Here is a 13,027-nt window from a genome sequence, read left to right on the forward strand (position 1 = left end):
GGCGGGACGCAGGAAGCCCGCTTCCGGAGAAGGGGAGAACTGTGGCCATCATCGAGACCGAAGCCGTACTGCACGAGGCGCACCGGGACAATCACACCCACCGTGACGTCAACGGCGGCTGGCTGCGCCCCGCCGTCTTCGGTGCCATGGACGGCCTGGTCTCCAACCTGGCGCTGATGACCGGAGTCGCGGGCGGCGCCGTTTCCCACCAGACCCTCGTGATCACCGGTCTGGCGGGCCTGACCGCGGGCGCGTTCTCCATGGCGGCCGGTGAATACACCTCCGTCGCCTCGCAGCGTGAACTCGTCGAGGCCGAACTCGACGTCGAGCGGCGGGAGTTGCGTAAGCACCCGCTGGACGAGATGGCGGAGCTCGCCGCGCTCTACGAGTCCCGCGGCGTCGATCCCGCGCTCGCCGCAGAGGTCGCCCGCCAGCTGTCCCACGACCCCGAACAGGCACTGGAGATCCACGCCCGTGAGGAGCTCGGCATCGACCCGGGCGACCTGCCCTCGCCGCTCGTGGCCGCCGTGTCCTCGTTCGGCGCCTTCGCGCTGGGCGCCCTGCTGCCCGTCCTGCCGTACCTGCTCGGCGCGAGCGCGATGTGGCCCGCCGTGCTGCTCGCCCTGATCGGTCTCTTCGCCTGCGGCGCGGTGGTGGCCAGGGTGACGGCCCGCAGCTGGTGGTTCAGCGGACTGCGCCAGCTCGCGCTGGGCGGGGCCGCCGCCGCGATCACGTACGGTCTCGGCACGCTGTTCGGCGTGGCCGTCGGAGGCTGAGGCCCCGGGGTCGCTGTTCTCCGGGCCGCAGCAACGGACCGCTCCCCGGGCCCCTGCTCGCTGCTCGGACCGGGCCGTCCGGACCGGGCGGGCCGTCCGGACCGGGCCGGAAACGGCCCCGCAATCCGTGTGACGTACGTCTTGGCGTCCGCCACTGGGCGGATCGGGCCCGGCGGACGTAAAATGAGACTCTATGCAGGGCTACACATAAGTAGCCATTACCCGGCGGTTTCGTTTCCCTTGCCGCCGGGCATGAGCCGTAGACACCGCAGGCAACGACGCCTGCTCTCTGCGGATCCCCGGGCGCCGATCCATCCGACTGCGACCCCACCTCACTGTCACCACAGTGTCCGTATGTTGGAACGAATTATCCGCTTCTTGAGAAGCGCCCCATCATGTAACCTGCACGAAATTTCGCAGAGGGCCAACGTCGTCCCTCGGCACTTGCATATGCCACGACGACGACGGGAGAGCCGATGCGTACTCACGCCTGGTCGCCCATGGACGGTCGCCCCGCCCAGCAGGGGATGTACGACCCCCGTAACGAGCACGACGCCTGTGGCGTCGGGTTCGTGGCCACTCTGACCGGTGTGGCCAGCCATGAGCTGGTCGAGCAGGCGCTGACCGTTCTGCGCAACCTCGAACACCGCGGCGCCACCGGATCCGAGCCCGACTCGGGCGACGGCGCCGGCATTCTGCTCCAGGTCCCGGACGCCTTCCTCCGCGAAGAGGCCGCCTTCGGCCTCCCCGAGGCCGGCGCCTACGCCGTCGGCATCGCCTTCCTCCCCGCGGACGACTCCACCGAGGCCGTCGACGAGATCGAGAAGATCGCCGGCGAGGAGGGCCTGACGGTCCTCGGCTGGCGCGAGGTCCCGGTCGCCCCCGACCTCCTCGGCAACGGCGCCCGCGCCACCATGCCCGAGTTCCGCCAGATCTTCGTCGCGGACAGCGACGGCACGGCGACCGGCATCGTCCTGGACCGCAAGGCATTCGCCCTGCGCAAGCGTGCCGAGCGTGAGGCCGGGGTGTACTTCCCCTCGCTCTCCGCCCGCACGATCGTCTACAAGGGCATGCTCACCACCGGGCAGCTGGAGCCGTTCTTCCCGGATCTCTCCGACCGCCGTTTCGCCACCACGGTCGCACTGGTCCACTCCCGCTTCTCCACCAACACCTTCCCCAGCTGGCCGCTCGCCCACCCGTACCGCTTCGTCGCCCACAACGGCGAGATCAACACGGTCAAGGGCAACCGCAACTGGATGAAGGCCCGCGAGTCCCAGCTCGCCTCCAGCCTCTTCGGCCCCGCGCGGATCGACCGGATCTTCCCCGTCTGCACCCCGGACGCCTCCGACTCGGCCTCCTTCGACGAGGTCCTGGAGCTGCTCCACCTCGGCGGCCGTTCGCTGCCGCACTCGGTGCTGATGATGGTCCCCGAGGCGTGGGAGAACCATGACTCCATGGACCCCGCCCGGCGCGCGTTCTACCAGTACCACGCCACGATGATGGAGCCCTGGGACGGCCCGGCCTGCGTCACCTTCACCGACGGCACCCAGGTCGGCGCGGTCCTGGACCGCAACGGTCTGCGCCCCGGCCGCTACTGGGTCACCGACGACGGCCTCGTCGTCCTCTCCTCCGAGGTCGGCGTCCTGGACATCGACCCCGCCAAGGTCGTCCGCAAGGGCCGCCTCCAGCCCGGCAGGATGTTCCTCGTCGACACGGCCGAGGGCCGCATCATCGAGGACGACGAGATCAAGGCGTCCCTCGCCGCCGAGCAGCCGTACCAGGAGTGGCTGGAGACCGGCGAGATCGAGCTCGGTGACCTCCCCGAGCGCGAGCACATCGTCCACACCCACGCCTCGGTCACCCGCCGCCAGCAGACCTTCGGCTACACCGAGGAAGAGCTCCGCGTCCTCCTCGCGCCGATGGCCCGCACCGCGGGCGAGCCCCTCGGCTCCATGGGCACGGACTCGCCGATCGCCGCGCTCTCCGCGCGCCCCCGGCTGCTCTTCGACTACTTCACCCAGCTCTTCGCCCAGGTCACCAACCCGCCGCTGGACGCGATCCGCGAGGAGCTCGTCACCTCGCTGCTCTCCTCCCTCGGCCCCCAGGGCAACATCCTGGAGCCGACCGCAGCGACCTGCCGCAGCGTCACGCTGCCCTTCCCGGTGATCGACAACGACGAGCTGGCCAAGCTCGTCCACATCAACGCCGACGGCGACATGCCGGGCTTGAAGGCCGCCACGCTCTCCGGCCTCTACCGGGTCGGCGGCGGCGGCGACGCGCTGGCCGCCCGGATCGAGGAGATCTGTACGGAGGTCGACGCCGCCATAGAGGACGGCGCCCGCCTGGTCGTCCTGTCCGACCGGCACTCCGACGCCGAGCACGCGCCGATCCCCTCGCTGCTGCTCACCTCGGCCGTCCACCACCACCTCATCCGTACCAAGCAGCGCACCCAGGTGGGTCTGCTGGTCGAGGCCGGAGACGTCCGCGAGGTCCACCACGTCGCGCTGCTGATCGGTTACGGCGCCGCCGCGGTCAACCCGTACCTGGCGATGGAGTCCGTCGAGGACCTGGTCCGCGCCGGCACGTTCATCGACGGCATCGAGGCCGAACAGGCCATCCGCAACCTGATCTACGCGCTCGGCAAGGGCGTCCTGAAGGTCATGTCCAAGATGGGCATCTCCACCGTCGCCTCCTACCGCGGCGCCCAGGTCTTCGAGGCCGTCGGCCTGGACGAGACCTTCGTCGCGACGTACTTCAACGGCACCGCCACCAAGATCGGCGGCGCCGGAATCGACGTCGTCGCCAAGGAGGTCGCCGCCCGGCACACCAAGGCGTACCCCGCCTCCGGCATCGCGGCCTCGCACCGCGCACTGGAGATCGGCGGCGAGTACCAGTGGCGCCGCGAGGGCGAACCGCACCTGTTCGACCCGGAGACGGTCTTCCGCCTCCAGCACGCCACCCGCAACCGGCGCTACGACATCTTCAAGATGTACACGGGCCGGGTGAACGAGCAGTCCGAGCGCCTCATGACGCTCCGCGGCCTGTTCGGCTTCACCTCGGACCGCGAGCCCGTCGCCATCGACGAGGTCGAGTCCGTCGCCGACATCGTCAAGCGCTTCTCCACCGGCGCCATGTCCTACGGCTCGATCTCCCGCGAGGCGCACGAAACCCTCGCCATCGCCATGAACCAGCTGGGCGGCAAGTCCAACACCGGTGAGGGCGGCGAGGACGCCGACCGCCTCTACGACCCGGCACGCCGCTCCTCCATCAAGCAGGTCGCCTCCGGCCGCTTCGGTGTGACCAGCGAATACCTGGTCAACGCGGACGACATCCAGATCAAGATGGCGCAGGGTGCCAAGCCCGGCGAGGGCGGCCAGCTGCCCGGCCACAAGGTCTACCCGTGGGTCGCCAAGACCCGGCACTCCACCCCGGGCGTCGGTCTGATCTCCCCGCCGCCGCACCACGACATCTACTCCATCGAGGACCTGGCTCAGCTGATCCACGACCTCAAGAACGCCAACCCGGCGGCCCGCATCCACGTGAAGCTGGTCTCCGAGGTCGGCGTCGGCACGGTCGCCGCGGGCGTCTCCAAGGCCCACGCGGACGTCGTCCTCATCTCCGGCCACGACGGCGGAACCGGCGCCTCCCCGCTGACGAGCCTCAAGCACGCGGGCGGCCCCTGGGAGCTCGGCCTCGCCGAGACCCAGCAGACGCTGCTGCTCAACGGACTGCGCGACCGCATCGTCGTCCAGACCGACGGCCAGCTCAAGACCGGCCGCGACGTCGTCATCGCCGCGCTGCTGGGCGCCGAGGAGTTCGGTTTCGCGACCGCGCCGCTCGTCGTCTCCGGCTGCGTCATGATGCGTGTCTGCCACCTCGACACCTGCCCGGTCGGCATCGCCACCCAGAACCCGGTCCTGCGCGACCGCTTCTCCGGCAAGGCCGAGTACATCGTGAACTTCTTCGAGTTCATCGCCGAAGAGGTCCGCGAGATCCTCGCCGAGCTGGGCTTCCGGACCGTCGAGGAGGCCGTCGGCCACGCCGAACTGCTGGACACCGACCGGGCCGTCACCCACTGGAAGGCCCAGGGCCTGGACCTGGCCCCGCTCTTCTACGTCCCCGAGCTGCCCGAGGGCGCCGTCCGCCACCAGGTCATCGAGCAGGACCACGGCCTGGCCAAGGCACTCGACATCGAGCTGATCAAGCTCGCCGCCGACGCGCTCGGCGCGGACACCGCCGAGACCGCCCAGCCCGTCCGGGCCCAGGTCGCGATCCGCAACATCAACCGGACCGTCGGCACCATGCTCGGCCACGAGGTCACCAAGAAATTCGGCGGTGCGGGCCTGCCCGAGAACACCATCGACATCACCTTCACCGGCTCCGCGGGCCAGTCCTTCGGCGCCTTCGTGCCGAGCGGCGTGACCCTGCGCCTGGAGGGCGACGCCAACGACTACGTCGGCAAGGGCCTCTCCGGCGGCCGCGTCGTCGTCCGCCCGGACCGCGGCGCCGACCACCTCGCCGAGTACTCCACCATCGCGGGCAACACCATCGCCTACGGTGCGACCGGCGGCGAACTGTTCCTGCGCGGCCGGACCGGTGAGCGCTTCTGCGTCCGCAACTCCGGTGCCACGGTCGTCTCCGAGGGCGTGGGCGACCACGGCTGCGAGTACATGACCGGCGGTCACGCCGTCGTCCTCGGCGAGACCGGACGCAACTTCGCCGCCGGTATGTCGGGCGGTGTCGCGTACGTCATCGACCTGGACCGGGACAACGTCAACATCGGCAACCTCGGCGCGATCGAGGAGCTGACCGGCACCGACAGGCAGTGGCTGCACGACGTGGTGCGCCGCCACCAGGAGGAGACCGGTTCCACGGTCGCCGAGACGCTGCTCGCCGAGTGGGACAGCGCCGACGGCGGTGTCTCCCGCTTCAGCAAGATCATCCCGTCCACCTACAAGGCAGTGCTCGCCGCCAAGGACGCCGCTGAGCTCGCCGGTCTCTCCGAACAGGAGACCACCGAGAAGATGATGGAGGCGGCGACCAATGGCTGACCCCAAGGGCTTCCTGACCACCGGACGCGAGGTCGCCAGGACCCGCCCCGTCCAGGAGCGCGTCAAGGACTGGAACGAGGTCTACGTTCCGGGCTCGCTGCTCCCGATCATCAGCAAGCAGGCCGGCCGCTGCATGGACTGCGGCATCCCGTTCTGCCACAACGGCTGTCCCCTCGGAAACCTCATCCCCGAGTGGAACGACTACGCCTACCGCGAGGACTGGACCGCCGCGTCCGAGCGCCTGCACGCCACGAACAACTTCCCGGAGTTCACCGGGCGGCTGTGCCCGGCTCCCTGCGAGTCGGCGTGTGTCCTCGGCATCAACCAGCCGGCCGTCACCATCAAGAACGTCGAAGTCGCCATCATCGACAAGGCGTGGGACAGCGGCGACGTCACCCCGCAGCCGCCCGAGCGCCTCTCCGGCAAGACCGTCGCCGTCATCGGCTCCGGACCGGCCGGACTGGCCGCCGCGCAGCAGCTGACCCGCGCCGGTCACACGGTCGTCGTCTACGAGCGCGCGGACCGCATCGGGGGCCTGCTCCGGTACGGCATCCCCGAGTTCAAGATGGAGAAGTCGCACATCAACCGCCGCATCGAGCAGATGCGCGCGGAGGGCACCAAGTTCCGCACCGAGGTGGAGATCGGCACGGACATCGATGCCGCGAAGCTCCGCCGCCGGTACGACGCGGTCGTCATCGCCGCCGGTGCCACCGTCTCCCGCGACCTGCCCGTTCCGGGCCGCGAGCTGAACGGCGTGCACTTCGCCATGGAGTACCTCCCGCTCGCCAACAAGGTGCAGGAGGGCGACCTGACGGTCTCCCCGATCACCGCGGAGGGCAAGCACGTCGTCGTCATCGGCGGCGGCGACACCGGCGCCGACTGCGTGGGCACCGCCCACCGCCAGGGCGCGGCCTCGGTCACCCAGCTGGAGATCATGCCGAAGCCGGGCGAGGACCGTAACGCCAACCAGCCCTGGCCGACCTTCCCCATGCTCTACAAGGTCACCTCCGCGCACGAGGAGGGCGGCGAGCGGGTCTACTCCGTCTCCACCACCCACTTCGAGGGCTCCGAGCCCGAAGAGGGACAGACGGTCGGCGACGTCCAGGCCCTCCACCTGGTCGAGGTGGAGTTCAAGGGCGGTAAGCTGGAGCAGAAGCCCGGCACGGAGCGGCGTATCCCCGCCCAGCTCGTCACTCTCGCCATGGGCTTCACGGGCACCGACCAGGCCAACGGTCTGGTCCAGCAGTTCGGCCTCGAACTCGACGAGCGCGGCAATGTCGCCCGCGACGACGACTACGCGACCAACGTCGAAGGCGTCTATGTCGCCGGTGACGCGGGCCGCGGCCAGTCGCTCATCGTCTGGGCCATCGCCGAGGGCCGCTCCGCGGCACGGGGCGTGGACCGCTTCCTGACCGGGACCAGCGCACTGCCGGCCCCGATCCGCCCGACGGACCGGTCGCTGCTGGTCTGACCCACACGGGAATCCCCTCCGGGGGAATCCCCCCAAAAACGTCCCGTACAACGGCGTACGGAACTGAACGCGGCGCCTGCGCAGTCCCCGACCGGACCATGCGGGCGCCGTGGCGCGTCCGGGGACGGGTTCGTACGGCCGGCCCATCAGACACGGCCGCCCCATCAGGCACCGCGCCCCATCAGGCACCGCCGCCCGTCAGCGCCGCCGTCTTCAGCGCCACGACCACGGCCAGCAGGCACAGCAGGACGAGCCCGCCGCCGAGCTGTACCGGGGAGGTACGCAGCTTCGCCGGGGCGTACGCGAGCCCGTAGGTCACCAGGGCTCCGGTCAGCAGCCCGCCCAAGTGCCCCTGCCACGAGGTGAGCACCGCCGAGATGAGCATCCAGATCAGAAACCCGGCCATGAACCGGTTGACCGCCCGCATGTCCCGGCCGAGCCGCCTGTTGATGACGTAGAACGAGGCCGCGAGCCCGAAGATCGCCCCGGACGCGCCCACCGTCGTGGTGTCGGGGGAGACCAGATAGACGAGTACCGAACCGCCCAGCGCGGACAGCAGATACAGCGCCAGGTAGCGCGCCCGGCCCAGCTGGCCCTCGACGACCCGGCCCAGGTTCCACAGCGCGAGCATGTTGAAGACCAGGTGCATCACACCGAACGAGGAGTCCGGGGGCAGGTGCAGGAAGGCCCCGGTCAGCAGCCGGTACCACTCGCCGTCCGCGATGCCGATCAGCTCGTACCCGGGGAACGTCCCGCCCTTGTAGTAGTACCGAGCGCCCTGCGGGTCCTCCAGTACGGCACCGAGCACGGAGAACCGGTCCACGAGCGCGGGCCTGGCCACCTCCGCGATGTACGCGAGGACGTTCAGCGCCATCAGCACACAGGTCACGACGGGCTTCGCCGCCGTGGAGAGGGCGCCGCCGAAGACCGTGCGGGCCTGCCGGAGGGAACGCTGCCCCTCCTTCACGCACTCCACGCAGTGATGGCCGACCGAAGCCTCACGCATACAGTCCGGGCAGATGTAGCGGTCGCAACGAGTGCAGCGCACATACGTCTCGTACGACGGATGGCGGAAACACGTGGTGGCGGCGGCCTCCATGACCGGCTCCTTCACTGCTGGCTGAGACAAACGAGCCGGTGGGGACGGCGGCGCTCAAGATAGCGAACGCGGCGGGGGGCGCCATGCCCGGGTCACCGACAGCCCTTGGGCGGTGACCTACCCTCAGGAGTCCGCGACGCGCGGACCGGAGACTCAGGGAGACGACATGGCCGGTTCGCCGCACGTACTGAGGGCCGCCGGGCGCACGGCCGTGCCATGGAAGAACGGCGGGGGAGTCACCCGCGAGATCGCCGCGCACCCCGCGGGCGCGCCGATGGACGCCTTCGACTGGCGGGTCAGCCTGGCGGACGTCGACGCGGACGGGCCGTTCTCCGCGTTCGAGGGCGTCGACCGCACCCTGACGGTGGTCGAGGGCGCCGGAATGGACCTGATCGTGGACGGCGAACACCACATCGTCGACGAGCCGTACTGGCCCTACGACTTCCCCGGTGATCCGACGACGGAGGGCCTTCTGCTGGCCGGCCCCGTCGTGAACCTCAACGTGATGTACCGCAGGAGCCGTACGCGGGCGGAGACGGCGGTCGTCCGCGGCACCGTCCGGCTGCTTCCGCCGCACGGCGGCGCGGTACTGGCTCTCGCCCTGGACGGCGGCGCGGTGATCGACGGCACCAAGGTCGCGCTAGGCCGCTACGACGCGGTCCTGGCGACCGGCGAGTCACCGGGCGTCCTGCGGACTATGGGCGACGCGGTCGTGATCACGCTGTCGCCCGTGTGACAGGCGGTGTGACAGGCGGTGTGGCAGGCCGCGTGGCAGCCCGTTGTGGCAGGCCGCGTGACGGGCGGGTGACACCGCGTGTGACAGCGCGGGTGGCGAGATCACCGGCCAAACCGGACAGAGGTTGTCGGGTTTCGGGTGTTCGATGGCTTCCATGACCTCGATCCCACCGGCCCCCTGGGCGGACTTCGCAGCGGCACAACCCGACTTCGCCGAGACCGTGCGCACACGGTTCCAGCAGTACAAGCACCAGGTTCTGGCGACCCTGCGCAAGGACGGCTCGCCCCGGGTCACCGGCCTGGAGGTGGAGTTCCGCCTCGGTGAGCTGTTGCTCGGCATGATGCCGGGCTCCCGCAAGGCGCTGGACCTGCGGCGGGACCCGCGCTTCGCGCTCCAGGCCAATCCGGGGCCCGACGCCGGGATGAACGACGGCGACGTCCGCGTGTCCGGGCGCGCCGTGGAGGTGACCGACCCCGGGATCCGGGCCCGTTTCGTCGCGGAGGTGAAGCCCCCGGAGCCGTTCCTCCTCTTCCGCACGGAACTGACCGAGGTGGTCCGCACCACGATCGACGGCGAGACCCTGATCGTCCAGACCTGGCGTCCCGGCCACCTCCTGCGCACCATCCGCCGGGGCGGCGACGACACACCGCCCATCGCGACGGACGAGGCGGGGACCACCCCGACGAGCCCGGCAGGCGGATGAGCCGGGGGCGGCCGGGCCCGCCCCGGCCGCCCCACCACGCCCGGAACCCCGCGCGCGCCCCTCCTCACTCTCCCGTCAGCCCGTCAGCCCGTCAGCCCGTCAGCCCGTCAGCCCGTCAGCACCCGCTCCCGGCACACCCCCGGCGTCCCCCACGCGTCCCGCAACGGCCGCGCCTTGCGCAGCCACAACGACAGGTCCAGCTCCTGCGTGTACCCGATCGCACCGTGCAACTGGAGCGCGGTACGGGCCGCCGCATACCCCGCCTCGCCCGCCAGCACCTTCGCCGCCGCGACATCCGCCCCGGCCCGCGGTGATCCCCCGGCCAGCGACACCGCCGCCCCGTACAGTGCCGGACGCGCGAACTCCAGCCCCAGCAGCGTGTCCGCCAGCCGGTGCTTGACGGCCTGGAAGGAGCCGATGGGCACCGCGAACTGGGTGCGCCGCTTGACGTACTCGACCGTGGAGCCCAGCAACGCCTCCCCGGTCCCCAGCGCCTGGGCCGCCGTCGCGAACGCCGCCCAGTCGCCCGCCGCGCGCGCCGCCGCCATCACCTCGGGCCCGGCCGCGAGCACCGCACCCCCCGCCTCGGGGGTGAACAGCCGCCGCGCCGGATCGGCCGACGCGTGAAACGTTCCCGGCCCCGGCGCGAGCCGCAGCTCCTCGCCGGTCACCACGAACACCCCGTCCACCGCGTCCGCGTCCAGCGCGTACGGTCCGTACCCGTCCATCCGCAGGGTCGCCGAAGCCTCCCCCGAGGCCAGCCGGGGCAGCCACTCCTTCGCCGCCGGGCCGCCCACCGCACTCAGCAGCACCGAGAGCGCCACGGTCTCCACCACCGGACCCGGCACCGCATGCCGCCCCAACTCCACGAAGGAAAGGGCGAGTTCGACCGGAAGGGGCCCCACGCCCCCGTGCGCCTCCGGGACCGCGAGGGCGAACACCCCGGCGTGCGCGAGCCGCGCCCACAGGGCCCGGCCCGGCTGATGGTCCCCGGCGCCCCAGGCCCGTACCGCCGACGGCGTGTCCGAGGCCGTCAGCATCGCGTCCAGCGAGCGGGCGAACTCCCGCTGCTCCCCGTCGAGGAGGAAACGCATCAGCGCCGTCCCTTCGGCAGGCCGAGCAGCCGCTCGGCGATGATGTCCCGCTGGATCTCGTTCGTCCCGGCATAGATCGGACCCGCGAGGGAGAAGACGTACCCCTCGGACCACGCGGACTCCGCCAGCTCCGCGTCCGGGCCCAGCAGATCGAGTGCCGTCTCGTGCAGCGCGATGTCGTACTCCGACCAGAACACCTTGTTCAGGCTCGACTCCGCGCCGATGGCCGTCCCCGCCGCGAACCGCGACGCGCCCGCGTAGGTGAACAGCTGATAGGCCCGTGCCCCGATCACCGCGTCGGCGACCCGGTCCCGCAGCGCCGTGTCCGACGGCTCGCCCCGCGCACGCCACAGCCCGGCCAGGCGGTCCGCCGCGGCGAGGAAACGGCCGGGGGAGCGGAGGGTGAGCCCGCGCTCGTTGCCCGTTGTCGACATGGCGATACGCCAGCCCTGGCCGGGCTCCCCGATGATGTCCGCGTCCGGGACGAAGACCTCGTCCAGGAACAGTTCGGCGAACGCGGGCTTCCCGTCGAGGCGCCCGATCGGCCGGACCGTGACGCCCGGCGCCGACAGGTCGAACATCAGATACGTCAGTCCGTGATGCGGCTTCGCGGCCTCGGGGTCCGTACGGAAGATGCCGAACGCCCGGTCCGCGAACGCCGCCCGCGAGGACCAGGTCTTCTGCCCCGACAGCAGCCACCCGCCGTCCGTGCGCACCGCGCGCGAGCGCAGCGACGCCAGGTCGGAACCCGCCTCCGGCTCGGACCACGCCTGCGCCCAGATCACCTCGCCGCTCGCCATCGACGGCAGCACCCGGGCCCGCTGCTCCTCGGTCGCGTGGTCGAAGAGCGTGGGGGCGAGGAGGCTGATGCCGTTCTGTGAGACCCGGCCGGGGCCACCGGCCGCGTAGTACTCCTCCTCGAAGGCCAGCCAGCCGAAGATGTCCGCGCCCCGGCCGCCGTACTCGGTGGGCCAGGAGACCGCCGACCACCGGTCCGCGTGCAGCCGCGCCTCCCAGGTCCGGTGTGCGGCGAACCCCTCCTCGGTCTCCAGCGACGGCAGCGGCCGGGCGGGTACGTTGGCCCGCAGCCAGGCCCGCGCCTCGGCCCGGATGCCGTCCGTGCGCGCCGAGTGCGCCAGATCCATCACGTGCCCGCTCTCTTCATCGCGGCGACATCCATGCCGCCGAGCGGGTCCGCCGCCGTCTCCGCGTTGTGGGCGTGGGCGAGATGGTGCAGTCCGAAGACCGAGTCCAGGCCGCTGTGCAGGCCCTGGAGGTCCTCCGCCTGATTCACGGCCCGCTTGGTGAGCGCCAGCCCGAGGCGCGGCATCTCGGCGATGCGCAGGGCCAGCTCATGCGTACGTTCGGCGAGTTCGGCCCGCTCCACGACCCGGTTGACCATGCCGACCTCGTACGCCCGCCGGGCGCTCATCCGGTCGCCGGTGAAGAGGAACTCCTTGGCGATCCGGGGCGGCATCACCCAGGGATGCGCGAAGTACTCGACGCCGGGGATGCCCATCCGCACCACCGGATCGGCGAAGAACGCGTCCTCGCTCGCCACGATCAGATCGCAGATCCACGCCAGCATCAGCCCGCCCGCCACACACGCCCCCTGGACGGACGCGACCACGGGCTTCGGCAGCTCGCGCCAGCGCCTGCACATCCCGAGGTAGACCTCCGACTCCCGGGCGAAACGGCTCTCCGCGCCCGTCTTGTCGCTGTGGTCCCACCAGAGTCCGGCCCGGCGTTCGAAGGGCAGATGCGCGTCGCGCCGCGGGGTGCCGATGTCATGGCCCGCCGAGAAGTGGTCCCCGGCCCCGGCCAGCACGACGGCCCTCACCTCACCGTCCTCGGCGGCCCGGTAGAAGGCGGCGTCCAGCGCGTAGGTCATCGCGGAGTTCTGGGCGTTGCGATAGCGCGGGCGGTTCAGCGTGACGTACGCGACCGGCCCCCGGCGCTCGTACAGCACGGGCTCGGTCTCGTCGGCGGGCGCCGGGCCGTCGGCAGGCACCGGGCCGGGGGTGGGCGCCGGGCCGGGGGTGGGGCCGGGTGTCGGATCGGGCATCGGCTCATCCTTCCCTAACAAGTGTTTGGTAG

At 71.2% G+C, this 13,027-nt stretch carries 9 protein-coding genes; 5 read left to right on the forward strand and 4 right to left on the reverse strand.

Annotated elements, in window-relative coordinates:
• Positions 1-41: 41 nt before the first annotated feature.
• The 3 genes from OG413_RS22125 to OG413_RS22135 all read left to right on the forward strand — a co-directional run bounded on the left by OG413_RS22125 (position 42) and on the right by OG413_RS22135 (position 7,298).
• Complete coding sequence (locus OG413_RS22125; protein ID WP_266808068.1) at positions 42-776, forward strand: VIT1/CCC1 transporter family protein; 735 nt, start codon at positions 42-44, stop codon at positions 774-776.
• Positions 777-1,252: 476 nt separating this feature from the next.
• Positions 1,253-5,827 (forward strand): glutamate synthase large subunit, encoded by a 4,575-nt coding sequence (gene gltB, locus OG413_RS22130; protein WP_266808070.1) that lies wholly within the window; start codon positions 1,253-1,255, stop codon positions 5,825-5,827.
• Positions 5,820-7,298, forward strand: a complete 1,479-nt coding sequence (locus tag OG413_RS22135; RefSeq protein ID WP_266808071.1) for a glutamate synthase subunit beta — start codon at positions 5,820-5,822, stop codon at positions 7,296-7,298. Before gltB ends, OG413_RS22135 begins: the two co-directional genes overlap by 8 nt.
• Before the next feature lie 181 nt (positions 7,299-7,479).
• Here the strand turns inward: OG413_RS22135 and OG413_RS22140 are convergent, their stop codons facing one another.
• Positions 7,480-8,397, reverse strand: coding sequence for a rhomboid family intramembrane serine protease (locus OG413_RS22140; RefSeq protein ID WP_266808073.1), 918 nt, complete (start codon positions 8,395-8,397; stop codon positions 7,480-7,482).
• A 166-nt stretch (positions 8,398-8,563) separates the two neighbouring features.
• On the opposite strand from OG413_RS22140, the gene OG413_RS22145 reads away from it, so the two are divergent.
• Both OG413_RS22145 and OG413_RS22150 read left to right on the forward strand, forming a co-directional pair.
• Entirely contained in the window at positions 8,564-9,133 is a 570-nt protein-coding gene (locus OG413_RS22145) for a HutD family protein (RefSeq protein ID WP_266808075.1), read from the forward strand.
• Positions 9,134-9,278: 145 nt separating this feature from the next.
• Positions 9,279-9,836, forward strand: a complete 558-nt coding sequence (locus OG413_RS22150; protein WP_266808077.1) for a pyridoxamine 5'-phosphate oxidase family protein — start codon at positions 9,279-9,281, stop codon at positions 9,834-9,836.
• A gap of 107 nt (positions 9,837-9,943) precedes the next feature.
• Here the strand turns inward: OG413_RS22150 and OG413_RS22155 are convergent, their stop codons facing one another.
• The 3 genes from OG413_RS22155 to OG413_RS22165 are packed head-to-tail and all read right to left on the reverse strand — an operon-like array spanning position 9,944 to position 12,995.
• On the reverse strand, positions 9,944-10,930 hold the full coding sequence (locus OG413_RS22155) for an acyl-CoA dehydrogenase family protein (protein WP_266808079.1): 987 nt from the start codon (positions 10,928-10,930) through the stop codon (positions 9,944-9,946).
• Positions 10,930-12,075: an acyl-CoA dehydrogenase family protein gene (locus OG413_RS22160; RefSeq protein WP_266808080.1), complete on the reverse strand. Its 1,146-nt coding sequence runs from the start codon at positions 12,073-12,075 to the stop codon at positions 10,930-10,932. The genes OG413_RS22155 and OG413_RS22160 overlap by 1 nt, the downstream gene beginning before the upstream one ends.
• Complete coding sequence (locus tag OG413_RS22165) at positions 12,075-12,995, reverse strand: enoyl-CoA hydratase (protein ID WP_266808082.1); 921 nt, start codon at positions 12,993-12,995, stop codon at positions 12,075-12,077. The genes OG413_RS22160 and OG413_RS22165 overlap by 1 nt, the downstream gene beginning before the upstream one ends.
• Positions 12,996-13,027 lie beyond the last annotated feature (32 nt).

Origin of the sequence: Streptomyces sp. NBC_01433 (assembly GCF_026340105.1) — a bacterium.
In the GTDB taxonomy this organism is placed as follows: Bacteria; Actinomycetota; Actinomycetes; order Streptomycetales; family Streptomycetaceae; genus Streptomyces.